The sequence below is a fragment of the Serratia proteamaculans genome (genome assembly GCF_004684015.1).
GTDB lineage: Bacteria > Pseudomonadota > Gammaproteobacteria > Enterobacterales > Enterobacteriaceae > Serratia > Serratia proteamaculans_F.
Map to the genome: position 1 here is coordinate 81,693 of NZ_SRIA01000010.1, position 23,433 is coordinate 105,125.

The 23,433-nt window shown below is 55.2% G+C and carries 24 protein-coding genes; 13 read left to right on the forward strand and 11 right to left on the reverse strand.

Annotated elements, in window-relative coordinates; translation table 11 throughout:
* Positions 1-14: 14 nt before the first annotated feature.
* On the reverse strand, positions 15-863 hold the full coding sequence (locus E5C26_RS07095; RefSeq protein ID WP_135315658.1) for a PA4780 family RIO1-like protein kinase: 849 nt from the start codon (positions 861-863) through the stop codon (positions 15-17).
* Positions 864-986: 123 nt separating this feature from the next.
* The gene (gene amyA / locus E5C26_RS07100; protein ID WP_135315659.1) at positions 987-2,477 is read right to left on the reverse strand and encodes an alpha-amylase; all 1,491 of its coding nucleotides are present in this window, start codon (positions 2,475-2,477) and stop codon (positions 987-989) included.
* Between the two features lie 485 nt (positions 2,478-2,962).
* Here amyA and E5C26_RS07105 point away from each other — a divergent pair, with 485 nt between their 5' ends.
* Positions 2,963-3,886, forward strand: a complete 924-nt coding sequence (locus E5C26_RS07105; protein WP_135315660.1) for a bifunctional helix-turn-helix transcriptional regulator/GNAT family N-acetyltransferase — start codon at positions 2,963-2,965, stop codon at positions 3,884-3,886.
* An 89-nt stretch (positions 3,887-3,975) separates the two neighbouring features.
* Here E5C26_RS07105 and bhsA (E5C26_RS07110) read toward each other — a convergent pair whose 3' ends face one another.
* Together bhsA (E5C26_RS07110) and bhsA (E5C26_RS07115) are read right to left on the reverse strand one after the other, a co-directional pair.
* Positions 3,976-4,233: a multiple stress resistance protein BhsA gene (gene bhsA / locus E5C26_RS07110; RefSeq protein ID WP_012005825.1), complete on the reverse strand. Its 258-nt coding sequence runs from the start codon at positions 4,231-4,233 to the stop codon at positions 3,976-3,978.
* Between the two features lie 202 nt (positions 4,234-4,435).
* Positions 4,436-4,693: a multiple stress resistance protein BhsA gene (gene bhsA, locus E5C26_RS07115; protein ID WP_135315661.1), complete on the reverse strand. Its 258-nt coding sequence runs from the start codon at positions 4,691-4,693 to the stop codon at positions 4,436-4,438.
* A 175-nt stretch (positions 4,694-4,868) separates the two neighbouring features.
* On the opposite strand from bhsA (E5C26_RS07115), the gene E5C26_RS07120 reads away from it, so the two are divergent.
* The gene (locus E5C26_RS07120; protein ID WP_135315662.1) at positions 4,869-5,513 is read left to right on the forward strand and encodes a TetR/AcrR family transcriptional regulator; all 645 of its coding nucleotides are present in this window, start codon (positions 4,869-4,871) and stop codon (positions 5,511-5,513) included.
* A gap of 93 nt (positions 5,514-5,606) precedes the next feature.
* Here the strand turns inward: E5C26_RS07120 and E5C26_RS07125 are convergent, their stop codons facing one another.
* Complete coding sequence (locus E5C26_RS07125) at positions 5,607-6,050, reverse strand: acetyltransferase (RefSeq protein WP_135315663.1); 444 nt, start codon at positions 6,048-6,050, stop codon at positions 5,607-5,609.
* 28 nt (positions 6,051-6,078) lie between these two features.
* Positions 6,079-6,969 carry a LysR family transcriptional regulator gene (locus E5C26_RS07130; RefSeq protein WP_135315664.1) on the reverse strand — a complete coding sequence of 297 codons (891 nt, stop codon included), beginning with the start codon at positions 6,967-6,969 and terminating at the stop codon, positions 6,079-6,081.
* A 120-nt stretch (positions 6,970-7,089) separates the two neighbouring features.
* Between E5C26_RS07130 and E5C26_RS07135 the strand changes: the two genes are divergently transcribed.
* The 4 genes from E5C26_RS07135 (at position 7,090) to E5C26_RS07150 (ending at position 10,822) form a co-directional block, all read left to right on the forward strand.
* The gene (locus E5C26_RS07135) at positions 7,090-8,070 is read left to right on the forward strand and encodes a quinone oxidoreductase family protein (RefSeq protein ID WP_135315665.1); all 981 of its coding nucleotides are present in this window, start codon (positions 7,090-7,092) and stop codon (positions 8,068-8,070) included.
* 58 nt (positions 8,071-8,128) lie between these two features.
* A complete protein-coding gene (locus tag E5C26_RS07140) occupies positions 8,129-9,001 on the forward strand; it encodes an oxygenase MpaB family protein (protein WP_135315666.1) in 873 nt (290 codons plus the stop codon).
* Between the two features lie 162 nt (positions 9,002-9,163).
* A complete protein-coding gene (locus E5C26_RS07145; protein WP_135315667.1) occupies positions 9,164-10,267 on the forward strand; it encodes a suppressor of fused domain protein in 1,104 nt (367 codons plus the stop codon).
* A 27-nt stretch (positions 10,268-10,294) separates the two neighbouring features.
* Positions 10,295-10,822: a cysteine hydrolase family protein gene (locus tag E5C26_RS07150; RefSeq protein WP_135315668.1), complete on the forward strand. Its 528-nt coding sequence runs from the start codon at positions 10,295-10,297 to the stop codon at positions 10,820-10,822.
* A 46-nt stretch (positions 10,823-10,868) separates the two neighbouring features.
* Here E5C26_RS07150 and E5C26_RS07155 read toward each other — a convergent pair whose 3' ends face one another.
* Positions 10,869-11,960: an NAD(P)-dependent oxidoreductase gene (locus E5C26_RS07155; protein WP_260516240.1), complete on the reverse strand. Its 1,092-nt coding sequence runs from the start codon at positions 11,958-11,960 to the stop codon at positions 10,869-10,871.
* 182 nt (positions 11,961-12,142) lie between these two features.
* On the opposite strand from E5C26_RS07155, the gene trpS reads away from it, so the two are divergent.
* Positions 12,143-13,150, forward strand: a complete 1,008-nt coding sequence (gene trpS / locus E5C26_RS07160; protein ID WP_135315669.1) for a tryptophan--tRNA ligase — start codon at positions 12,143-12,145, stop codon at positions 13,148-13,150.
* A 24-nt stretch (positions 13,151-13,174) separates the two neighbouring features.
* On the opposite strand, the gene E5C26_RS07165 is transcribed toward trpS, so the two are convergent.
* A complete protein-coding gene (locus E5C26_RS07165) occupies positions 13,175-14,533 on the reverse strand; it encodes an MFS transporter (RefSeq protein WP_135315670.1) in 1,359 nt (452 codons plus the stop codon).
* Between the two features lie 225 nt (positions 14,534-14,758).
* Positions 14,759-15,664, reverse strand: coding sequence for a GntR family transcriptional regulator (locus E5C26_RS07170; RefSeq protein ID WP_135315671.1), 906 nt, complete (start codon positions 15,662-15,664; stop codon positions 14,759-14,761).
* Between the two features lie 138 nt (positions 15,665-15,802).
* Between E5C26_RS07170 and E5C26_RS07175 the strand changes: the two genes are divergently transcribed.
* From E5C26_RS07175 to E5C26_RS07200, 6 genes are all read left to right on the forward strand, one after another.
* On the forward strand, positions 15,803-16,825 hold the full coding sequence (locus E5C26_RS07175; protein WP_167796626.1) for a zinc-binding alcohol dehydrogenase family protein: 1,023 nt from the start codon (positions 15,803-15,805) through the stop codon (positions 16,823-16,825).
* Positions 16,826-16,944: 119 nt separating this feature from the next.
* The gene (phnC, locus tag E5C26_RS07180; protein WP_135315672.1) at positions 16,945-17,778 is read left to right on the forward strand and encodes a phosphonate ABC transporter ATP-binding protein; all 834 of its coding nucleotides are present in this window, start codon (positions 16,945-16,947) and stop codon (positions 17,776-17,778) included.
* Between the two features lie 43 nt (positions 17,779-17,821).
* Positions 17,822-18,754 (forward strand): phosphonate ABC transporter substrate-binding protein, encoded by a 933-nt coding sequence (phnD, locus tag E5C26_RS07185; RefSeq protein WP_135315673.1) that lies wholly within the window; start codon positions 17,822-17,824, stop codon positions 18,752-18,754.
* Between the two features lie 77 nt (positions 18,755-18,831).
* Entirely contained in the window at positions 18,832-19,695 is an 864-nt protein-coding gene (phnE, locus tag E5C26_RS07190; protein ID WP_135315674.1) for a phosphonate ABC transporter, permease protein PhnE, read from the forward strand.
* Entirely contained in the window at positions 19,692-20,591 is a 900-nt protein-coding gene (gene phnE, locus E5C26_RS07195) for a phosphonate ABC transporter, permease protein PhnE (protein ID WP_135315675.1), read from the forward strand. The genes phnE (E5C26_RS07190) and phnE (E5C26_RS07195) overlap by 4 nt, the downstream gene beginning before the upstream one ends.
* Before the next feature lie 103 nt (positions 20,592-20,694).
* Positions 20,695-21,162: a DUF1456 family protein gene (locus E5C26_RS07200; RefSeq protein WP_135315676.1), complete on the forward strand. Its 468-nt coding sequence runs from the start codon at positions 20,695-20,697 to the stop codon at positions 21,160-21,162.
* 90 nt (positions 21,163-21,252) lie between these two features.
* On the opposite strand, the gene E5C26_RS07205 is transcribed toward E5C26_RS07200, so the two are convergent.
* Positions 21,253-22,752: a SulP family inorganic anion transporter gene (locus tag E5C26_RS07205; protein ID WP_135315677.1), complete on the reverse strand. Its 1,500-nt coding sequence runs from the start codon at positions 22,750-22,752 to the stop codon at positions 21,253-21,255.
* Positions 22,749-23,360, reverse strand: a complete 612-nt coding sequence (locus E5C26_RS07210) for a carbonic anhydrase (RefSeq protein WP_135315678.1) — start codon at positions 23,358-23,360, stop codon at positions 22,749-22,751. The genes E5C26_RS07205 and E5C26_RS07210 overlap by 4 nt, the downstream gene beginning before the upstream one ends.
* Between the last annotated feature and the right edge of the window lie 73 nt (positions 23,361-23,433).

Genomic DNA, 23,433 nt, shown 5'->3' on the forward strand with positions numbered 1-23,433 from the left:
TGACCGGGGGGATGTTAATCTTCTTCGTTGCGGGCCATCAACTGGCGTTGATGTTCTTCGCTGGCCGCCTGGATTTCCTCCAGCACTGAACCGACATCGGCGCGTTTATTGCTCTCGACAAACTTGCCGGTCAACACGCTGGCCGGCGTCAGGTTGCCTTCCTGATACAACGCCCAGATTTCTTTGGCGTATTTGCTGCCCAGCAGTTCCGGCGCGTACTGGCCGTAAAACTGCGTCATGTTGTTGATATCACGTTCGAACATGCTTTTGGCGTGGTTGTTGGCAGCTGCGTCTACTACCTGCGGCAGATCGATAATCACTGGCCCATCTTTGTCCATCAGCACGTTGAACTCCGACAAGTCACCATGTACCAGCCCGGCGCACAGCATGCGTACTGCATAATTCATCATCAGTGCGTGATCGGCCCGAGCCTGTTCCGGCGTCAGGGTAACATCGCTCAGACGCGGCGCTACCAGGCCTTCTTCGTCGGTGATCAGTTCCATCAGCAGCACGCCATCCAGACAGATATCCGGCTGCGGCACACGCACGCCCGCTTTGGCGAGCAGGTACAGCGCGTCGACCTCGGTGTTCTGCCAGGCTTCTTCCTGCTGCTGGCGACCGAATTTCGACCCTTTGCTCATGGCTCGCGCATCACGGCTGTTACGCACTTTGCGGCCTTCCTGATAGTTCACGGCCTGCTTGAAGTTACGCTTGTCTGCTTCTTTGTAAACTTTGGCGCAGCGGATCTCTTCGCCGCAGCGCACGATAAAGACGTCGGCTTCTTTGCCACTTTTCAAACGGCGGATGACGTCGTCGATTAAACCATCATCTACCAATGGCTGGAGTCGTTTTGGAATTTTCATGCAGCCTTGTACCCTATTTAGGCTCCGGTGTGAATGGTTTGCTAAGGTGTTACCTCAATTTAGACCCGAAAGGCAAAATTTAGTTTGCCGCCGCTGCGACACAGGGCCGCAACGGCGCACCCGCTACAGGGTTTCTGCCAGTACCCAAACGCTGACGCTGCCGCCGTTAACCGGGAAAAAGGCATTCCCCTGTTCGTCGGTGGTAACCTCATCCTGACGGTTACCGAGCAGGTCGCGCCAGTTTTTATGCGCCAGTTCAGTGCCCAGTGAAACCGCTTTGCCACTTTCAGCCCCGTTGGTGAGCACCACTACACAACCGGGGGCGTCGGCGGTACCGCTGCGGCTGAAGGCCACGCAGTTTTTATCATCAAAATAATCGGTTTGCACGCCGTTGGCAAAGCGTTGTCGCGCCTGAATCAACTTTTCCAGCTCAGGGATGACCGGCATATCAATCTGGTACTCCTGGCCGTCGCTGCCTTTATCTTTATAGCTGGCACCGTACAGGTCAGGATAAAACACGCAGGGCACGCCCTGTTCGCGCAACAGGATCAGGGCGTAGGCCAGTGGCTTGAACCAGGGTTCGACCGGGGCTTCCAGCGATTGTAGCGGTTGCGTGTCGTGGTTGGCGACCAGCGTGACCGAATGGGCCGGATCGGCAGCTGTCAGGGTATCGGTGAACATCTGCGCCATGTCGAAGCCGTCCCCCTGTTTCGATGCCTGATGAAACTTCAGGTGCAAGGCTACGTCGAACAACATCACTTTACCCTCGACCAGGTCAATATACTGCTGTAGCGCCGCCAGATCGTGCGACCAATATTCGGCGACGATAAACAGATCACGCTGCGCGCTGTCACGCACGTGGTCAGCCCACTCTTTAAAGAACCAGGCCGGAATGTGTTTGGCTGCATCCAGACGGAAACCGTCGCAGGGCAGGGTTTCCAGCAGCCAGCGCGCCCAGTATTTCAGCTCTTCTACTACCGCTGTGTTGCGGAATTCGACGTCCGCACCCATCAGATAATCATAATTGCCTTTTTCGTCGCCAACCTGGTCGTTCCAGCCGTCGTCACCGTAGTCATTGGCGATTTTGAACACGCCTTTTTCATCGGGCTGTTCAACGTAATCCACCCCGCCGAAGCATTTGTAATCCCAAATGAATTTGGAGTAGGTGCCTTGCCTGCCGGGGAAGGTGAAACGGGTGTAGGCCAGTGCGTCGAAGCCCTGGTCGTTAATATCGTTGCGGTTGTTGGCATCGGCCTTGTACACGTGCACCTGTTCTTTCTCGTCGGCACCGAGCTTATGATTGAAAACCACGTCATAAATCACCCGCACGCCGTTGTCGCGCAGCTTAGCCGCGGCATTTGCCAGCGTTTCTTTATCGCCGTATTTGGTGGCGCGGCTGCCTTTCTGCTCGAACTCACCCAGATCGAACAGATCGTAGCTGTCGTAACCCACGGAATAGCCGCCCGAAGCCCCTTTATAGGCAGGAGGCAGCCACAAATCGGTGATACCCAGTTCGGCAATGTGCGCGGCGCGTTCGGCAGCCTCTGGCCATAACTGACCGCCATCCGGGTAATACCAATGGAAAAACTGCAGCAAGGTGGTTTTTTTCGTCATGAGCCAGCGTCTCCATGAGCCAGAAAGAGGGGCAGAATGAGCGGTGGCCCACCCCATACCGTTACAGCATGGGCTACTTTTGGCAAAAGGGAAACTCGGTTTAGGCGCTGGGTGGCAGAGATAGAACTTCAGGTATATGTAACAAAAAGTAACTTAATGCCGACGTAAGTGCCGGTATCGGGCACGAAATAGTCCATTAAAATACAAGGCATTACCCAGGTTTGTTATTCATGGGTTGGCGGATCTTCCCGATCGCCTGTTTTTTGACTGATTTATCGTTCGCTCATCCTGGGTTAATTGATTTTTTATTTCATGAGTTGGTTGTTTTTCAGAATTTAACTCCAACTGATTTGCCCGGTTGGTGCCAACGTTCTGTTTGAGCAGGATTTATCCCTTATCAAAGATCCGCTATGGTAGTGGGAATTTAGATAACACTATCAACTAAGTGCGGGGTTTTGCTGCTCACGCAGACAGGGAGATTGACTATGAACATCAGAGATTTCAGGGCGTTGTCACGTAATTTGGTCAGAGAGTTGGGCATGTTGAATAAACAAAGTAACGGGACCCGATTTTCGCCGTTGCAGATCCACATTCTGATTGAGATCAATGGATTGCCGATTGGCATTACAGAACTGGCGGCCCGACTGTGCATCGATAAGGCCAGCGCCAGTCGGGCGGTGCGCAGCCTGGTTGCCGCGGGCATGGTTGAGGCGGTGGATTATCCGCATGACAAACGGCATAACCTGAATCAACTGACCAAATTGGGACGCAAAACGCTGGCGGCCATTGAAGCCAACGCCGACGGTTTTATGCAAGACGCGTTGGCGCAGCTGGACGACGATGAATTGGCCGCTACGACAGCGGCAATGAAAAAGATGACTGCGACATTACGCAGCGCACGCAAGCAGCGCGATGCCGGTTTGCTGGTACGCCCGATAACCCAGAGTGATGACGCCGCGATGGCCGGCATTATTTGTAGCGTATTTCGCGAGTACGCTATGGATAAGATGGAAGGCGTCAGTCTGCATGATCCCGATCTGGATCGCCTGACCGGTGTTTACCAGGATAACGGCGGTAAGTATTGGGTACTGGAACAGAATGGGAAGTTGGTGGGGGGCGTTGGCATTGCACCTCTGAAGGGGGGAGATGTTGGATACTGTGAATTGCAAAAACTGTTTTTTAAACCCTGTGTACGGGGGTTGGGAATGGCGCGCTATATGGTAGTGCAGGCGCTGAAAGCGGCACGTGCGGCGGGGTTCCGTTACTGCTATCTGGAAACCACTGAGCAACTCAAAGAAGCGCTGGGGTTATATCATGCGCTGGGTTTCACTTTGCTGACGGAAAAGCGTGGCAATACCGGCCACCACGGCTGCGATATCTATATGCTAAAAGATTTGCAAAACGACTGAATAGTACTGTGGAGCAGAATGATTTTCGGCGGGGCAATAAAACAAAAGGCGGCTAAGGCCGCCTCTTTGCACTCTTGCTGAATCAGCAATTAATTGTAGATGATCGCAGTACCGTGCAGCTTGTTGTCGCCGGTAGTTGAGATGATCTGGAATGATTTGGCACCTGCGGCATCCGCTTTGGCAGCCAGATGATTTTCCAGGCTGGTCAGGTCGGAAGCCCCGCTAACGGTAACCACACCGACTTTTTGCAGATTGGCCGGCTGAGCGTTAACCAGGTCGGCGGCGAAACTACCGAATGAAGCAGAAGCCAGTGCGATGGCAGCGATGGTGATTTTCAGGTTTTTCATGGTCTTATTTCCTATCTCGATATTCTGTACGATGTTTTTTATTGGGTCGTTAAATTAATTAACGATCGATAATTTAATGTTAGACGCCTGTTCGGCGCTTTGCAACTATTTTTTTAGTGTTCGTTAATTAATTTTTTATTACCGTCGTTAACCAGAAGCATAATGGTCATTACGTTTCTGACTATTTAAAGCTAACTTACTGTTATTGATAGATTACAGCGGTACCATGCAGTTGGTTGTTACCACCGGCACCAATGATGCGGAATGATTTTGCACCAGCTTCATCTGCTTTGGCTGCCAAATCGGCTTCCAGCGAGCTGATATCGGAAGCACCACTGACGGTGATCACACCGAGTTTTTGCTGATCTGCCGGTTGGCTGTGAACCAGGTCGGCTGCGAAGCTACCGAAAGATGCAGAGGCAAGGGCGATGGCGGCTAGAGTGATTTTCAAGTTTTTCATGATGTTAATTCCTATATCAGAAGCGTAAACTGGGTTTGTTAATGTCTGTCGTTAAGATTACTTAACGATCGATAACTAAATGTTAATCGCTTCTCGACGGCAGCGCAATATTTTTTTATAATGATCGTTAATTTAATTGGTGAGCCCTGCTGCGGGGCGGGATAAGAGAGGGTCTATGAGTATCAATGAAGAAGTCTGCGCCAAAAAAACGCGTGGCAGACCGAAGCAGTTTGATCGCGACCGTGCGCTGGACAGCGCACTCGATCTGTTCTGGCGGCACGGTTATGAATCAACCTCGCTGGCCGATCTGGTTGAGGTTACCGGTGCCAAAGCGCCAACGCTGTATGCCGAGTTTGGTAACAAGGAAGGATTGTTCCGCGCGGCGGTGGAGCGGTATCTGCAAAAATACACTACCTGTACCAATCAACTGCTGGAGCAGGATTTGCCGATAGCGGAAATCGTTGAGGCCTATGTGCGTTCCTCTGCGGAGGTGTTTACCGACCCGGATACGCCCTCCGGCTGCTTTATGGTTTGTGCGTCTGCGGCGCTGTCTTCGTCTTCCGATGAGGTGGCCGAGATGCTGCGTAAAAAACATCATTCGAATGAAGCCAGCCTGCGCGCCTGCTTTGATCGTAAGGTACAGCAGGGCGAGTTATTGGCGAAAACCGATACCGCGCTGTTGGCCAAATTCATCGTCTGTAGCATTGAAGGCATGTCGGTTCAGGCGCGAGAAGGTGCCAGCCGTGAAGATTTATATCGCTTGCTCGATGCATTGATGCTGGTGTGGCCGCGTCTCAGCCAGGTGGGCAATAAGGTTTAGGGCAAGGCATCGCGGGGTAGAGGTCGCAGCGTTGCGGCCTCTATTGGTTTTTGCGCTAAAACTGCAGCCAGGAGGACCTGGCCGCCTGTTTTTTTAACGCTTGTCGAGCTTCATGTGCAGCAATGGGAAGGGATTGCCCTGACCGTCGAGTGCCGAGCGGCCGGTAATCTCAAAACCGTAGTGGCGGTAAAAATCGCTGGCCTGCGGGTTCTGTTCATTAACATCCAACTGCAATTCGTCATACAGCGTTTCAGCGTGCGCCAACAGCGCCTTGCCGACGCCTTTGCCCCGTTGTTCGGCATCGATAAACAGCATTTCTACTTTGTTGCCGCTTAGGCCGATAAAACCGCAAGGGTGACCGGAGCGGTTTTCCGCAACCCAGACGTCGACCGCCGGTAAATAGTCGTTAAGCACCAACGGATAGAGTTGGGTGATGTTTTCTTCAGTGAGAAAATGGTGAGTGGCGCGGACCGAACGCTGCCAAATCTCCGCCAGTTGCACATTGTCTTGTGCTGCGCGTGCTCGGATAGTGATCATAGAAACTCCTATGCTGGATTAACTTATTTTAAACCCGTCCCCAGAGTCTGGCGACCGTCAGCGCGATAAAAGCTTCCAGCTTGGGTGACTGCCGCCGTTCGGGCAGATAGACCAGATGCATTGGCCGCGACAACGGCGAATAGTCCGGCAGCACCTGCACCAATTTGCCGGTGGCAATATCCTCATCCAGCAGCATGCCGGCATGCAGTGCAATGCCGAAACCGGCCAGCGCCGCCCGGCGCACCCCTTCACCGGAGTCCATCCGTAGCCGCGGTCTGACCGGCACGCTTATTTCTCCTGCCGGCCCCTGTAGCCGCCAGAAGTGGTTGCCGTCCCACTGGCTAAAGCCAAAACAGCTGTGCGCGCTGAGTTGCTCTGGCTGCGTTGGCACCCCCTGCTGTGCCAGATAGTCCGGTGAGGCGGCCAGCGTCATGCGGTAATCAGGCAGGGCGCGGGCCACCAGGCCGTCGTCTGCCACTGGCCCAATACGAAATGCGGCTTCGTAGCCTTCTTCAATTAAATCCACCTTGCGATCCGACAGCACCACTTCCGCTTCCACCTCTGGATGGTGCTGCAGGAATTCGGTAAGGATCGGCGTCAGAATGCGGTTGCCGAAAGTGACGGGGGCACTAATGCGCAGCAGGCCGCTGGGGGAGCTCAATAATGCCCGTGCGCTGGCTTCGGCGGCATCGGCGTCGGCCAGCAGGCGCCGACAGCGTTCGTAAAACACCCGGCCGGTCTCGGTCAGCCCCTGTCTGCGGGTGGTACGGTTTAGCAACGGCGCATTGAGTCGTTGCTCCAGGTAGCGGATGTGTTTGCCGACCATGGTCGGGGAGATGGCCATCTCCTCGGCGGCGGCGACAAAGCTGCCTTTTTCCACCACTCGCACAAACACCGCCATGCTGGTTAATCGATCCATTATAAACCCCTGGTGTTTTCTGAATGCTCTGCGGGCCACTTCTCCTGATTATAGCGCTTTGCGATAATCAATCTATCGACCGTCAGTGTGTTATTGGCGGAAACTTCCCGGAGCAACAACATGCACGCATTAGCGTTTGAACATTTTGGCGGGCCGGACGTGCTCGAATACCTTGAGCTGCCGACGCCAGCGGTACCGGCAGGCGCAGTGCAGGTGCGCATGGGGGCCGCCGGGCTGAATTTTGCTGATATCTACCGCCGTAAGGGCAACTACGTGCTGCACGGCAACCCGCCTCATATCGGCGGTTACGAAGGTGTGGGGACGATTATCGCCGTCGGTGAAGGGGTCGATGGTTGGCAGTTGGGGGAGCGAATTGGTTTCGCCGATGTTCCTTTCTGTCACGCCACGCGAATCAACGTGCCGGTGGAGCATGCACTGCGGCTACCACAGGCGCTGAGTGACGTCGAAGCCGCCTCGATTCTGTTGCAGGGGCTAACGGCGCAGTACCTGATTAATGACAGCGTACAGGTGAAAGTTGGCGATCGCGCTTTAGTGCATGCAGCGGCCGGCGGTGTCGGGCAAATTTTGACGCGCATGCTGGTGGCACGTGGCGCACAGGTTTACGCCGTGGTGTCTTCGGCGCACAAGCAGCAGATTGCCCTGAACAACGGCGCAGCGGCAGCCTTCACTTATCAGCAGGACTGGGTCGCGCAAATTGCCGCGTTGACCGATGGTGGTGTTGAGTACGGTTTTGACTCGGTGGGTATCACGCTGCAACAGAGCATTGACGCGCTGCGTCCCGGCGGCCGGGTGGTCACCTTCGGCATGGCGGGCGGCGAGGCACCGGCCATTTCCGCCTACGGTCTGATGATGGATTCCAAAGGCGTAGTCGGTGGTGACCTCTGGACCTACCTTAATAGCGCCGAGGCCCGGCGAGAAAGGGCTGAGCGTTTGTTCAGCAGTTGGCAGAACGGCGAATTTGCCGTGCCCCATATCGAAACCTTCCCGCTCAGTGAAGGCGCGGCCGCTCATCGCCGGCTGGAGGATCGCAGCTTTGCCGGCAAGATTGTGTTGCTGAACGATCGCGACCCTCAGAGTTAAAAGCAGCCTTCCGCCGCATGTTACACTGGCCGCCAGGCGATAATGGGGGTCAGTCAGGATGGAAGTGATTCGTGCGGCGATAGAAAAACAGGTGATTGGCCTGACCGGGCTGGCGCTTGGCGATGTCGACTTTGAAAACCCGCCGGGTGACCCGGGCCTGTATGGGCCGCAGTCGGTCATTTGGCAGGTACACAGTGATTTCACCACCATGCTGTGCGGGGGCGTCAGCGCCTTACTGTTGCAGATGCTGCACCCGTTGGCGCTAGCCGGCGTCTGGGATCATTCCAACTTCCGCGACGATATGCTTGGCCGCCTGCGCCGCACCAGCCAGTTTGTCTCCGTCACCACCTTTGGCCCCACCGCCGAGGCCGAACGGCTGATCGCCAAAGTCAAAGCCATTCACCTGCGGGTCAACGGCATCAGCAGCGACGGCAGGCCTTACGCCGCCAGCGATCCCGACCTGCTCACCTGGGTGCACGTGGTGGAAAGCAGCTGCTTTTTAGCCAGCCATTTGCGCTACCGCAACCCGCATCTTTCCCGCGAACAGCAGGACGGCTATTACCGCGAGACGGCGCGAGTCGCCGCTGCATTGGGGGCACGTGATATCCCCATGTCTTGCGCAGCGGTCGAGGATTACCTGCAGCGAATGCAGTCGCAGTTGGTGTGCGATGAACGCACGCAGGAAGTGGCTCGTATTCTGCTGGAGGCCCCGGCGCCGAGCGCGCTGGCACGACCTTTTGGCAAATTGGTGATGCAGGCGGGCATCGATCTGCTACCGGACTGGGCGCAGCAGCAGTTTGGTTTTTCTCCCGGCGTATTGCGGCAAAAACTGGTGCGGGTCGGCGTCAGTGGCGTAGGTAAAGTGTTGCGTGGCTCAATGCGTAACGGCTCGTATCAACGGGCGCTACGACGAATTGGCCGACCAGTCTGAACCCACGCGCACTATAATTCTTACCAATAACCCAATGTTTAGGGACACTTTTGAGACTTTTACGGGTGATCCAGCCGCTAATGCGCTTTACACTGGGCCAAAGCCAATTCCTATTTTTTAGCGTGCAGCGTTATTCTGCGCCTTGACCCTATTTGAGGTTATATGAACGAGTCACACGTACTTGCTGAAGTCAGTAATGAGAACCAGACGCTGGTGGCGGTGGTTCAGCAAGATAGTCGGGCTGCCTATTTTTATATTTATCCTTCAGAAGAAAATAGCGAACGTTTCCAGGTGCGTGCCTGCTGGCTGCGTAACCTGGCGGCCGCGCCGCTGCAGGAAGACAGCGCGGCGCTGGCACTGGGACAGCCACCGATGCTGGCCGCCGAGTTTTGCCGCAATCTGGAGGGGGAAGCGCCACTGAACCCGGAAGGGCTGATGGTGGTCTGGACGGAGAGCGACGACGGTGCGGCGCTGTGGTATTACGGCCAACTGCTGGCGGTGATCCCCGGCTGGAGTCTGTATATCGACCACTCGGTGTGCTATTCCGCCAGTTGCATCAAGGAAAGCCCATTGGCTTATCCGCTGGGTTCCGCTTCCACCAATACCCAGTATGCGCTGGCGGAAAACACCCGCCAGTTCTGGCGTAGCTGGCAGCGGGAAGAGGGGAATCCATGGCCAAAAATGCAGAACGACTATCAGGCGATTTACGATCAGCATTTTGGCCCTTCGGTGAAATACTACGCGATCGATCAGGGCAAATGGCCACCGATGGCCATCACCCAGCATGAGCGCGACGGCATCTACTATTTTCTTACCATGGGCGTCAGTATCCGCCCAATGCCGTGGGTAGAGATCCTGTTTAACGACGACGCCTCCCGTTACCGCCGCATGGAAATGGGCATCGCCATCGACGGTCAGTACATGACCGAGGAGAACGCGGTGCAGATGGCCAGCGCACTGGCCGGGTTCGCCCATACGCCATGGGCTAAAATTACCTGGTTTGGCGAAGGTCATACTCTGGAATCTGAGGTGGCACCACAGGGTTATGAGGGCTACGTGCTGTCCTCCTCATTTTACCCCTATAATGAACACCTGAACCTGCCGAAACAGTATGGCGACCCGGTGAATATCTTCTGGGCCAGCCCGGTATTTGAAGCCGAGCGCCTGCTGGCGCATGCGACGCCGAACGGCGGTCACGATCTGGTGAATAAGCTGCGTGAACAAGGGGTTGACCATATCTTCCGTCCGCGCCAACCGCTATGCTGATCGCCGATTAAATTCACGGGAGTTATCATGACGTCCGCTCTGTTAATTATTGATGTGCAGCAAGGGTTGTTTACGCCACCGCCGGCCGATGCTGAAGCGACGATTGATCGTATTAACAGTTTGAGCAGCGCTGCCCGTCGGGCCGGAGTACCGGTGATTTTTATCCAGCACCAGACCCCGGACGATGAGTTGCCACACGGCAGCGATGCCTGGCAGATTGACCCGCGTTTGCAGGTGAACGACGGCGATCATCGGGTGGAGAAAACCACGCCGGACTCCTTCCTGCGGACCGGACTGGGGCCGTTGTTGGTGGCTAATGGGGTTTCACACCTGGTGGTCTGCGGCTATTCCAGCGAGTTTTGCGTCGATACCACCACCCGTCGTGCCGCCGGATTAGGCTACCCGGTGACGCTGGCCGCCGATGCTCATACCAGTCATGACAAAGCGCACGCCACTGGCTTACAGATCCGTGCCCATCACAACGCCACGCTGTCGAATATTGAGAGCTTCGGCGTGTTGATCAACGCGCTGCCGACGGCAGAAATTCACTTCTGATCGCCAGATAAAAAGCGGGCCGGTCTATGTACCCGGCCCGTGAGCGTTATTTCAATCCCGCCCTGCGTGCGGCCACTTTGGCCAGCGCTGACCAGTCCAAATCTGCATCGCCCTGCGCCACCGCATCAAGGAAGTTGTCCTTCAACACACTGGCGAACGGCATGGGGGTGTGGCTGTTGGCACCGGCCTCCAATGCCAGGCTCACGTCTTTCATACCCAGGCTTAATTTGAAGCCGGCCGGTTCGAACTTCTGTTCGGCAATCAGTGCGCCATAACCCTTGTAGGCCGGGGAAGCGAACAGGGTGTTGCTGAGCATTTGCAGATAATCCGCGCCGGAAACGCCGTAGTTGCGCACCAGCGCACTGCCTTCGGCCATCGCCTCAATCGCACTGGCCAGCGTGAAGTTGGCGGCGATTTTGACGATATTGGCCTGTTCGGGCTGTTCGCCAAAATGCCAGGTCTGCTGGCCGAGTACCTCAAACAGCGGCTGCACTTTGGCGATCAGTTGTGCATCGCCTGCCGCCAGAATGTTCAGCTTACCGGCTGCGGCAACGTCTACCCGCCCCAGTACCGGTGCGGCGATATAGCCAATATTGTGCTGCGCATGCAGCGCAGCCAGTCGCCTGGCCAGCGCCACCGAGACCGTCGCCATGTTGATGTGGATGGTTCCCGGTTGCAGTCGCTGCAGCAACCCGCTTTCCACCACCACCTGTTCGGTCGCGGCGTCATTGGCCAGCATGGTGATCAGCACATTCACGTCGGCCAGTTCATCAGCCTGCTGTACCTGCTGGGCTCCGGCGGCGGCCAACGGTTGTGCTGCCTGAGGGGAGCGATTCCATACTTTCAGCGTATAGCCTGCTTGTAACAGATTGGCAGCCATCGCGCTGCCCATACCGCCAAGTCCGGCAAATCCGATCTTCATGTTGCGTTCCTTTTTCAGGTTGAATGTCTTCACCCTAACGCGATGGGCCAGGAACGCAAATGGCGCAATGTAACGCTTTCTTAACCGCGCGGGTCTGCCGGTACCTTTTACGTTGGCGTTGGCGTTGGCGTGGCGTATGGCTTCACCGCGGACAGAGGCTTTTTGTCGTATCGCCGCTGAACCGGCGCTGAATGGGCAACCTGCGGTGATTGACAACCCGCATACCGGGGGGATACCTTAAAAGCATGAATATACCGATGCAATCCACACTCAATCAGTCCTGGTGGCGCCTCTTCTGAAGGCGGCACGGGTATTCACACCTCTTTTCAATGCCGCCGGTTCTGGCGGCATTTTTATTGCGTTGATCCGGCGGTGTATTTACTTTCAGGAGCAAGGCAATGAGCTATACCATTCTGACCGGCGATCGTCCCACCGGATCCCTGCATTTAGGCCACTACGTCGGGTCACTGCGCCAGCGCGTTGAGCTGCAACAGCAGCATCAGCAAACGGTGTTGGTGGCGGACCTGCAGGGACTGACCGATAACGGCAACAATCCGCAAAAAATCAGCACCAACGTGCTTAATCTGGTCGCCGACTATCTGGCGGTCGGTATAGATCCGCAGAAAACCACCCTTTGCCTGCAATCTGCGCTACCGGCGTTGGCCGAACTGACGATGTATTATCTCAATCTGGTCAGCGTGGCGCGGCTGGAACGCAATCCGACGGTGAAAAGTGAAATCATTGAAAAAGACTTTTCTCGCAGCCTGCCAGCCGGCTTTCTGGTCTACCCGGTTAGCCAGGCGGCGGATATCACTGCCTTTGGTGCCACTCACGTGCCGGTCGGCGACGACCAATTGCCGATGCTGGAGCAAACCAACGAAATTGTCCGGCGTTTTAACCATATTGTCGGGCGGCAAGTGTTGACGGAGTGCCAGCCCTTGCTGAGTAAGGTCAGCCGTCTGCCGGGGCTGGATGGGCAGGGCAAAATGTCGAAATCGCGCGGTAACACCATCACCCTGGGTGCCGATGCCGATCAGGTACATAAGGCGGTGATGAGTATGTTTACCGATCCGGGCCACTTGAATATCAACGATCCCGGCCGGGTGGAGGGCAACATGGTGTTCACCTATCTGGATGCCTTCTGTGACGATGCCGCGCTGGTGGCGGAGCTGAAAGCGCACTATCGCCGTGGCGGGTTGGGTGACATGAAAATCAAGCGGCTGTTGGAAGATTGCCTGCAAAGCCTGCTGGAGCCGATCCGCACGCGTCGGGCGCAATACCTGGCTGACAAGGGCGAGCTGTTGCGCATTCTGCGCCAGGGTACCCAACGTGCCGACCTGGTCAGTCGGCAAACGCTGGGGCAGGTCAAGGCCGCACTGGGGCTGGATTTCTTTACCCTGAATTGAAAGCCAGCCCTTGTTGAGTGGGCGTCAGGCTGCGCTGTCAACGATCGGGTGTTTAACCACGAAGATATACGACAGCGCACCGATGACGGTAAAGCAGGAGCAAAGGGTGAGCGCCAGGTTGAAAGAGTGGGTGGTATCGAGGATCCAACCGGTGACCACTGGCGCGAACGAGGCAAAGATAAAGCTGGCGAAGTTTTGAATGCTGCCGACCGAAGCGGTCATGCGTGAATTCACCGCCACGTGGATCAGGCCCCAGCAGGAGGTACCGGCAAAGTGAATGCAAAACAGCGCCATACCGATCAACAGCACCGCGCTGTAGGTGGTGGTGGCCTGAGCGACCACGGCGGTAAAGGAAGCGGACAGCAACATACCGGCGACGATGCAAATTTTGCGGCTTTTCAGCGGTGCCATGCCGCGACGTACCAAAAAGTCGGTAACGAAACCGTTCGACAGCATACCGGCGGCGCCAAACAGGAACGGAATGGCACTCAGCAGCCCGGTGCTTTTCAGATCCAGATGGTAAGTGGTCTGCAGATAACCCGGCAGCCAAGCCAGATACAGCCAGGCGGTGTAGTTAATGCCGCTAAAGCCAATCATCATGCCCCACATGGTACGGTTCCTGAACAGGGCACGCCATTCACGCATATTTATCGGTTCTGGCCTGGCGCTGACGCTACCGGCATTCAAATAGGCCTGTTCCTGAGCGCTCAGGTTGACGTCCTGTCGGTTGCGATACAGCATGTACCAGCCGATGGACAGTGCGATACCCAATACGCCGATGGTGATAAACATGCCGCGCCAACCGAAGGCCAGCATCATGGCGGTGAGGATCGGTGGGCTGATCGCCAGCCCAATGGTCGATGCGGCATTAAAAATCCCCATCGGCATACCACGATCCTTGATATTGAACCAGTCGTTGATCACCTTCACACCGCACGGGTTCATGGGGGCTTCGCCGATCCCCAATCCGATACGCACCCAAATAAACTGGGCAAAGCTGTGGATCATGCCGGATAACGTCTGGAACACCGACCAGACAAACATGCCGATCCCCAGCATGATGCGTGGACCTTTACGATCCAGCAGCAGGCCGCAGGGTAATTGGGCGATGCCATAGGCCAGGGAGAATGCCGACAGCAGCAAGCCGATTTCGGTCCCGCTCAGCCCCATTTCTTGCCGGATGGTGGAGTTCGCCACCGAGAGCGAGCTGCGGTCAAGAAAGTTGATTATGGCGGCCAAAAATAACAGCAACATGGCCGTGGTTTGAATTTTTTTTATTCTGGCCGAACGAACCAGCATTCCCTCGGGTGGCATCGGAATTATGTGATCGGAATAGGGTTCACCCTGTTCCTTCCCGGTATTAATCGTATGACTTGTTTCCATTTCATCCTCCAGAATTTCGCATTAATAATATTTATTATTCCGGGTATTCCCCTGGGTGGTTTCTTGATGAAGGTATTAGCAGGTGGTCGGCAGTAAGCCTAGAGGGCGAAATATTTTAGGCGATGTGTTTTGTTACGGTTCCGTGCGACAGCCAGTATTTTGCTGCTTTTTATCGGTTTTAAATGACGCCAGGGTGTTTTTTATCGATAAAAAACACCCTGCAGCTCAGGCTATGGACTGATTGAGTGAGCGGATCATCGACTGTTTGGCGGTATCCAAATGGCGATGCAGCGCGTTGATGGCTTCCTGATCGTTACGGCAAATAAGCGCGCTGAGAATGGTCATGTGCTCTTCAATGGCAATGATATTGCGTTGTTTAAGATCGGTCTCATCCCACTGATAATGGAAGTGGAAAATCACCGAAATGATCTCCAGCGACTGATTGAAAAAAGGGTTGTTGGCGGCGGAGAGGATCAGACTGTGGAAGTCGCGATCCAACTGGGAAAACAGGCGATAGTTGTCGCTGATACCTTCCCGCAGTTGGCGGTGGCGGCTCAACAGTTCCTTGGCCTGCAGCCAGCGTGGGTCATGCGCCGGCAGATTGATAAAGTGGGAAAGGGCGTGGGTTTCCAGCATCTGACGCAGTTCGAACAGCTGTTCGGCATAACGCTGGTCAAACTGTTTCATGCGCCATTGCCCGCGCTTGACGCTGTCGATCAGATTGTAACGGCTGAAGTGCAGCAGAAATTCCCGCACTACCACCGGGCTCACATTGACCGCGCGCGCCAATTGCAGCTCGCTAAAGCTGTCCCCGGCGCGCAGCTGTTTCTGATTAATCATCTGGTAGAACGCTTTTTCGAACCTTTTTCCCTGCTCGTCCAGGGAAGGGCTTTGGCAGTCGAAGCCGTCTTCCGGCTGTGGCTGGCGTAAAATCACATAGTCGTCGCCGACCTTTTCCAGCACGCCGCGTTGGAACAAATGCGTCAGCGTATGGCGCACCGTGGTGCGGCTGATATTGTACATTTCGGCCAACGCGGCCTGGGACGGCAGCGGCGAGCGCAGGTGGTTATTGTTGATGCCGTCAATCATCTGGTTAACCACGTTGTGGCGCAGGTTCTGGGTTCTGCTCATGCGAGCCTCGGATGTTTTTTATCTATTTAAAACCAATTTAAAGCGGTTTATTTTGTACTGCTTCACAGAATTCGCTTCCGACTTCATGCTTGCCGACGCTTTTATTTAATAACCGATCCCATAAATAAAGGGGAGGTTATGAAAACAATGAAAGTATTAGTTCTCGAGCAACCAACGAAATTAATTTATCAGCAGCGCCCGGCACCTATTCCAGCGCAGGCCGAAGCGGTGATCAAAATGATTGCCGTGGGCATTTGTGGCACGGATATTCACGCCTGGTCCGGTCAGCAACCTTTCTTTAGTTATCCGCGGGTCCTGGGCCATGAAATATGTGGTGAGATTGTCAGCCTGGGCAGTCAGACGGCCGGCTGGCAGGTAGGGCAGCGCGTGACGGTGATGCCCTATCTTGCCTGCCATCATTGCGGTGCCTGCCAGAGTGGCAAAACCAACTGCTGCGAGAATATTTCGGTGATTGGCGTTCATCAGGACGGCGGCTTTTGCGAGTATCTCAGCGTGCCGGTCAGCAACCTGTTGGCGGTGGACGATGTAGCGCCAGAGGCCGCGGCCCTGATTGAGCCGTTTGCCATCAGCGCTCATGCGGTTCGCCGTGCGGCCATAGCGCCGGACGATCCGTTATTGGTGGTGGGGGCCGGGCCTATCGGCCTGGGGGTGGCGGCGATCGCCAAGGCTGACGGGGCGCAGGTGGTGGTGGTTGATACCAGCGCCGAACGGCGGCGGCATGTCGAGCAGGTGCTACAACTGCCGACGCTCGACCCGCAGGATGACCAGTTTGAAGCCCGGCTGCGTGGCCACTTTGGCGGTATGCTGGCAGCTAAAGTGATCGACGCCACCGGCAGCCGACAGGCGATGAACAATGCCGTCAACCTGATCCGTCACGGCGGCAGCATCGTTTTTGTTGGCCTGTTCAAGGGGGATTTGCAATTCTCGGACCCCGAGTTCCATAAAAAAGAAACCACCCTGATGGGCAGTCGCAATGCAACCGAAGAGGATTTCGCCAAGGTTGGCCGTTTGATGGCGGCAGGGGCGATCACTGCCCGGATGATGCTGTCCCACCATTTCGACTTCGACAGCCTGGCGCAGCATTATGAAGATCAGGTGATCAATAACAAGCAGCTAATTAAAGGTCTTATTCGCTTTTAATTCCTGCGGGAAATGGCGGCATTCGTCATTTCCCGGCCATAAAACCATCATCCCGTTGTCACAAAGTTATTCGTTAATAGGTGCCCATAATGATTAGCCACTGAAACCAGAGAAATCATATGGGTCAGGCACAGTTAAAACTAGCAACCACCGACTTTCCAGGGCAACAACCGCTATCATCCCGCAAGGTGTTATCTGTAAAAGGTTTGGGCAAAGCTTATAAATCACAGCAACGGGTATTGGACGATATCAACTTCGACCTGCACGTTGGCGAGTTTGTGGCGGTGATCGGCCGTTCCGGCGCCGGTAAATCCACCCTGCTGCACACCCTGAATGGCACCATTCCTTCGAGCTGCGGTGAGATGCTGCACTTTGAAGATGACGGTGTGGCACAGGACATCGCACAGCTGAACGCCCGTCAAATGCGCCAGTGGCGCGCCCGTTGCGGAATGATCTTCCAGGATTTCTGCCTGGTACCGCGGCTGGACGTGATGACCAACGTGCTGTTGGGGCGTCTGAGCCACACTTCCACCCTGAAATCCTTCTTCAAACTGTTTGATGACGCCGATCGCGCCCGCGCCATCGAACTGTTGCAATGGCTCAATATGCTGCCGCATGCGTTGCAGCGTGCCGAGAATCTGTCCGGCGGCCAGATGCAGCGCGTGGCGATCTGCCGTGCGTTGATGCAAAACCCCAAAATTCTGCTGGCCGATGAGCCGGTGGCGTCACTCGACCCGAAAAATACCCGCCGCATAATGGATGCGCTGCAAAAAGTCAGCGAAAACGACATTGCGGTGATGGTGAATCTGCACTCGGTCGAGCTGGTGAAAGAATATTGCACCCGGGTGATTGGTATTGCCCAGGGCAAAATCGTGTTTGACGGTCATCCGTCGCAACTGAACGAACGGATACTGCATCAGCTGTATGGCGAGGAAGCCAATCAAATCCATTGAAACCCTTATTTTCACTTTTACCTTATACACACAAGGCATCGTAATGAAAAAAGTATTGAGTCTGACCACCCTGATGGCCGGCGCGATGATGGTATTTAATGCTACCGCAGCGGACGCACCTAAAGAACTGAACCTGGGCATTCTCGGCGGACAAAACGCCACCCAGCAGATCGGGGATAACCAGTGCGTGAAACAGTTCCTGGACAAGGAACTGAGTGTCGACACCAAGCTGCGTAACTCTTCCGACTATTCTGGCGTGATCCAGGGCTTGCTGGGCGGCAAAATTGACCTGGTGTTGAGCATGTCGCCATCGTCATTCGCCTCGGTATACATCAAGGATCCGAAAGCGGTGGATATCGTCGGCATCGCGGTTGATGACGTCGACCAGTCCCGTGGTTACCACTCGGTGGTGATTGTTAAGGCCGGTAGCCCGTATAAAAAGCTGGAAGATCTGAAAGGCAAGGCCGTGGGCTTCGCCGATCCGGATTCCACTTCCGGCTTCCTGATCCCGAACCAGGAGTTCAAGAAGCTGTTCGGCGGCACCGTAGACAACAAATACAACAACGCTTTCTCTAGCGTCACCTTCTCCGGCGGCCATGAGCAGGACGTTCTCGGCGTGCTGAACGGTCAGTTCGAAGGCGCAGTGACCTGGGCGTCAATGATCGGCGACTACAACACCGGCTACACCAGCGGCGCGTTCACCCGCATGATCCGTATGGATCACCCGGACCTGATGAAACAGATCCGCATTATCTGGCAGTCACCGCTGATCCCGAACGGCCCAATCCTGGTGAGCAACGCGCTGCCGGCAGAGTTCAAAGCCAAAGTCATTACCGCCATCAAGAAACTGGATAAGGACGATCACCAGTGCTTTATCAAGGCGATGGGCGGTAAACAGCACATCGGTGAAACCACTCTGGCGGAATACCAGAACATCATCGATATGAAGCGTGAGCTGACCAAAGGCGACCGTTAATCCTCGCCTTTACGTCGTGATTGACTCAAAGGGGCTCAGCATGCTGAGCCCCTTGTTCCATAAGATGGAAACCTATTTTGAATAAAGATTTTGCGCACTATTACCAGCAAGTCCGCAGCAAGCAAAAGCGTGAGACGCTGATCTGGTCGCTCGGTCTGGTGGTGCTTTATCTGGGCGCCGGCAATATCGCCGAGTTCAATTTGCACACCGTGTGGCTGTCGATCCCTCACTTCTTTGATTATCTGGCAGAAACCATCCCGACCCTGCACTGGAAATTGTTGTTCGCCGATAGCCACACCGAAGGGTCGTTTGCCTACTGGGGTTACCGGCTGAACATTCAACTGCCGTTGATTTGGGAAACGCTGCAACTGGCACTGGCGGCAACTATTCTGTCAGTGCTGGTGGCGGGCGTTCTGGCATTTCTGGCGGCCAACAATACCCATAGCCCGGCAACATTGCGCATGGCGATCCGCACGCTGGTGGCCTTTTTACGTACCATGCCGGAACTGGCGTGGGCGGTGATGTTTGTGATGGCGTTCGGTATCGGCGCTATTCCGGGCTTTTTAGCTCTGGCGCTGCACACCATCGGCAGCCTGACCAAACTGTTTTATGAGTCGATTGAAACTGCCTCCAACAAACCGGTGCGTGGGCTGGCAGCCTGCGGTGCAACGCCATTACAGCGCATGCGTTTCGGTATGTGGCCACAGGTGAAACCGGTGTTTCTGTCGTACAGCTTTATGCGACTGGAAGTTAACTTCCGCCAGTCGACCATTCTTGGGTTGGTGGGGGCGGGCGGTATAGGCCAGGAATTGATGACCAACATCAAGCTCGATCGCTACGATCAGGTCAGCATGACGCTGTTGCTGATTATTCTGGTGGTTTCGCTGCTGGATTACACCTCTGGTGAGTTACGCAAACGGGTCGTGGAGGGGAAAAAATGATGTCAGCTCCAACCATCTCGGCGGAAAAGCTGCAAACGCTCAAACAGCAGCACCCGGAGATTTTCTCGCAGCAACGCCGCTATCTGCGTACTGTCGGTATCATCGCTGCGGCTATCGTTTTGTATTATCTATTTTTCTTCCAATTTTTTGGTATCTCCTGGCCGCAGTTTATTAACGGTTGTCAGCAACTTGGCCGTTATTTTATGCGCATGTTCGTCTGGCATGATTTCGTCAACTGGCCGTTTATGTACTACTTCCAGCAGATATTTATCACCATCGGCATCGTGTTTGCCGGCACTATTACCGCCTCATTTATTGCCTTGCCGCTGTCGTTCTTTGCCGCCCGCAACGTGATGTCGACGCCAATGCTGCGGCCGATTTCGGTATTGGTGCGCCGTCTGCTGGATATCCTGCGCGGTATCGACATGGCTATTTGGGGGCTGATTTTCGTCCGCGCCGTCGGCATGGGGCCGTTGGCCGGGGTATTGGCTATTGTGATGCAGGACGTCGGGTTGCTTGGCAAACTCTATGCCGAAGGGCACGAAGCGGTAGATAAATCCCCCAGCCGCGGTCTGACGGCGGTGGGTGCCAACGGTCTGCAAAAGCACCGTTACGGCATCTTTACTCAGTCGTTCCCGACGTTTTTGGCGCTCAGCCTGTACCAGATTGAGTCCAACACCCGATCTGCGGCGGTGCTGGGCTTCGTCGGAGCCGGGGGGATCGGCCTGGTGTATGCGGAGAATATGCGTTTATGGAACTGGGACGTGGTGATGTTTATCACCCTGATCCTGGTGGTGGTAGTGATGATTATGGATAAGGTGTCATCCATCCTGCGCAACAAATACATCATTGGCGAAGATATCCCGCTGTATCAGCAAAAAAGCCAAATCGATTGAGAAACCCCGCTCTGATCCCTATACTGCCGCACATATTCAAGGCGCAGCAGTATAGGGTATTACAATGTGCGCGCCTTCCGGTTTACAAGCTAAAGGCAATTCTATGATCAACAATGACGTGCTGCGCAGCGTGCGCTACATGCTGGGTATCAACGACACGAAAATGGTTGAGATTATCAAGCTGGATAATTTCGACGTTGCGGTCTCGGCAATGAGCACTTACGTCATCAAGGAAGGTGAGCCAGGTTTCGAAAACTGCCCGGACGAAGTGATGGCGCACTTCCTGAACGGCCTGGTGTTCTTCAAACGCGGCAAGGATGACAAGTTCCCGGCACCGGAAGTAGAACTGCCAATCACCAACAATCTGGTGTTGAAAAAGCTGCGCGTAGCGTTCGAGTTGAAAGACACCGACATGCACGAGATTTTCACCGCGGTTGATTTCCGTATTTCCAAGCCCGAATTGAGCGCGCTGTTCCGCAAAGAAGGCACCAAAAACTTCCGTCCTTGTGGTGACCAGATGCTGCGTTATTTCCTTAAAGGTTTGGCGCAGCGTATTCGCGGCGTGAAATAAAATCACCGTGATGTTGATTAAGGCGTAATCGAAAGATTACGCCTTTTTACTTTATGCCGCTCGCGGGCACATCAGCGGGTACTCAATAACTTAGAGAGCATCACGAGCCAGTATATTGGTGGGCGGGTGCAGACTGATGCTGATCTGTTTTTCCGCTGCCGTTTGGCGATATTCATTGAGCATCGCGCGGATATCATCGTCCAGATAATGAATCCCTTCGCAGTCGATAATCACCGTACTGTTATGTTCAATTTGCCCCAATAAATGTTTTAGCCGCACCTTATTGAGGAAGGTCAGGTTTTGCTGGCACTGCAGCAGATAATGGTCGTCGTAGCGGGTCAGCCGCAGGGCGTGACGGTTACTTTGATACAGGCTCCACAGCAGTTGCGCCGCCAGGCCGATAGCAATGCCTGCCAGCATGCCAAACGCCAGAATACCGCCAAGGGTGGCGGCAAAAGGGACGAACTGTTGCAGGCCCTGACGCCACAGGTCGATAAAAATACGCGGGTGTGCCAGTTTAAAACCGGTATAGATCAACACTGCAGCCAGGCTGGCCAGCGGAATCGTGTTGAGCAGCTCGGCGAACAGCAAGGCGCTGAGTAACAACAGCACGCCGTGCAGCAGAATGGATACCCGGCTGCGAGCACCGGCCTGCACATTGGCGGAGCTACGCACAATGACCGCGGTAATCGGCAACCCCCCCAGCAGCCCGCTAATGCAGTTGCCCACGCCTTGCGCCCGCAGTTCTTTATCGGCCGAAGGCTCTGGCATCATCGGTGCCATCTTCTTCAATGCTTCCTGGCTCAGCAGGGTTTCCAGGCTGGCAACAATCGCCAGGGTCACAGCCACCAGATAAACCGCCGGATTACGCCATGCCTGCCAGTTGGGCAGTGAAAATTGCGCCTGCAACGCATCAACGCTGGTCAGTGCCGGTAACTCTATCCGGGGCAAAGTGCCGACCACCGGCCAAATCTTCTGACCCAACCAGACAAACAGACAGCCCCACAACACGGCGACCAGCGGGCCGGGTAAGGCCGTTAGCCGCAGGCGTTGTTTGAGCGACGACTTCCCCCAAAAAACAATCAGTAGCAGCGCACCCAGCGTAAGCATGACCGCCGCTGACGTACTTCCCCCGCGCAGCTGTGTGTCGGCAGGCTTTTCGCTCAGACCCTGCCCAGACGGATAGCCGATGGCCAATGGCAGTTGTTGCAGGATCAGTAAAATACCAATGGCGGCCAACATGCCGTGGATCACGGCTCCAGGGACCAATGCCGCCAGCTTGCCGCCACGCAACAGGCCGAAGGCCAGTTGCAATATACCGGCCAATAGCAGGGCGAATAAGAAGGTGGAAAAGTCGCCCAGCGTCAACATGGCACCGGTGACAATGGTCACCAGTCCGGCTGCCGGGCCGCTGACCGAAAAGGGCGAGGGGCTGAGTAGCGTGACGACAATGCCACCAATCACCCCGGTGAGCAGGCCAACGAACGGCGGGACACCGCTGGCTTGTGCAATGCCCAGACTCAACGGCAGGGCGACCAGAAAGACTACCAGCCCGGCGGGCAGGTCAAAACGCAGATCGGCACGATTCATGTGACCCTCCCGGCAGCGTTGCGCTGCTCCAGCACATTCAAAAATCCGTTATGCATATCGTAAATGCAGCCGACCAGTGTCAAACCGGCATTGTGTCGCCAGGCGCGTTGAATCAACTGGGTTTTGCTGAGGTTATTGAGCTGGAGCTGTACGTTGGCGTGGGCTACTTTATTCAGGTCGTCGTCATGGGGATTTGTCTCAGCCGGCAAGTGCGGCTCCAGTTTGGCACGTAGCGAATTGAGGCGGCGGGTGAGTGAGTCCTTACTGGAGGTATTAGGGTTACTCAGGGCAGCTTTGATGCCACCGCAGCCATAATGCCCGCAAATCACTATCGCCCCGACCTCCAGATTTTCGACGGCGTATTGCACCACGCTCATCAAATTATCATCCTGCTCTTCGACCACGTTGGCGATATTACGGTGAACGAACAGCTCACCGGGCTGCGCGCGGACGATGGTTTCGGCCGGGACCCGACTGTCGGAACAGCCAATCCACAGAATGTGCGGTTTCTGCGCCTGTGCCAACTGCGGGAAAAAATTGGGATCGCGCGATTGTTGCTGAGTTGCCCAACTGCGGTTTTTAACCAGCAGATGATTAATCAATGTCATGGAAGCTCCTTGGGTCAGGGTATTAAGTCGCGATAAAGTTCGGCGCTGAAATTCAGGCCGTCGCCACTAGCAA

Excerpts from the sequence above, each read along its gene's own strand:
- E5C26_RS07095 (WP_135315658.1), bottom strand. The coding sequence starts at position 863 with ATGAAAATTCCAAAACGACTCCAGCCATTGGTAGATGATGGTTTAATC.
- amyA (WP_135315659.1), bottom strand. The coding sequence starts at position 2,477 with ATGACGAAAAAAACCACCTTGCTGCAGTTTTTCCATTGGTATTACCCG.
- E5C26_RS07105 (WP_135315660.1), top strand. The coding sequence starts at position 2,963 with ATGAACATCAGAGATTTCAGGGCGTTGTCACGTAATTTGGTCAGAGAG.
- bhsA (WP_012005825.1), bottom strand. The coding sequence starts at position 4,233 with ATGAAAAACCTGAAAATCACCATCGCTGCCATCGCACTGGCTTCTGCT.
- bhsA (WP_135315661.1), bottom strand. The coding sequence starts at position 4,693 with ATGAAAAACTTGAAAATCACTCTAGCCGCCATCGCCCTTGCCTCTGCA.
- E5C26_RS07120 (WP_135315662.1), top strand. The coding sequence starts at position 4,869 with ATGAGTATCAATGAAGAAGTCTGCGCCAAAAAAACGCGTGGCAGACCG.
- E5C26_RS07125 (WP_135315663.1), bottom strand. The coding sequence starts at position 6,050 with ATGATCACTATCCGAGCACGCGCAGCACAAGACAATGTGCAACTGGCG.
- E5C26_RS07130 (WP_135315664.1), bottom strand. The coding sequence starts at position 6,969 with ATGGATCGATTAACCAGCATGGCGGTGTTTGTGCGAGTGGTGGAAAAA.
- E5C26_RS07135 (WP_135315665.1), top strand. The coding sequence starts at position 7,090 with ATGCACGCATTAGCGTTTGAACATTTTGGCGGGCCGGACGTGCTCGAA.
- E5C26_RS07140 (WP_135315666.1), top strand. The coding sequence starts at position 8,129 with ATGGAAGTGATTCGTGCGGCGATAGAAAAACAGGTGATTGGCCTGACC.
- E5C26_RS07145 (WP_135315667.1), top strand. The coding sequence starts at position 9,164 with ATGAACGAGTCACACGTACTTGCTGAAGTCAGTAATGAGAACCAGACG.
- E5C26_RS07150 (WP_135315668.1), top strand. The coding sequence starts at position 10,295 with ATGACGTCCGCTCTGTTAATTATTGATGTGCAGCAAGGGTTGTTTACG.
- trpS (WP_135315669.1), top strand. The coding sequence starts at position 12,143 with ATGAGCTATACCATTCTGACCGGCGATCGTCCCACCGGATCCCTGCAT.
- E5C26_RS07165 (WP_135315670.1), bottom strand. The coding sequence starts at position 14,533 with ATGGAAACAAGTCATACGATTAATACCGGGAAGGAACAGGGTGAACCC.
- E5C26_RS07170 (WP_135315671.1), bottom strand. The coding sequence starts at position 15,664 with ATGAGCAGAACCCAGAACCTGCGCCACAACGTGGTTAACCAGATGATT.
- E5C26_RS07175 (WP_167796626.1), top strand. The coding sequence starts at position 15,803 with ATGAAAACAATGAAAGTATTAGTTCTCGAGCAACCAACGAAATTAATT.
- phnC (WP_135315672.1), top strand. The coding sequence starts at position 16,945 with ATGGGTCAGGCACAGTTAAAACTAGCAACCACCGACTTTCCAGGGCAA.
- phnD (WP_135315673.1), top strand. The coding sequence starts at position 17,822 with ATGAAAAAAGTATTGAGTCTGACCACCCTGATGGCCGGCGCGATGATG.
- phnE (WP_135315675.1), top strand. The coding sequence starts at position 19,692 with ATGATGTCAGCTCCAACCATCTCGGCGGAAAAGCTGCAAACGCTCAAA.
- E5C26_RS07200 (WP_135315676.1), top strand. The coding sequence starts at position 20,695 with ATGATCAACAATGACGTGCTGCGCAGCGTGCGCTACATGCTGGGTATC.
- E5C26_RS07205 (WP_135315677.1), bottom strand. The coding sequence starts at position 22,752 with ATGAATCGTGCCGATCTGCGTTTTGACCTGCCCGCCGGGCTGGTAGTC.
- E5C26_RS07210 (WP_135315678.1), bottom strand. The coding sequence starts at position 23,360 with ATGACATTGATTAATCATCTGCTGGTTAAAAACCGCAGTTGGGCAACT.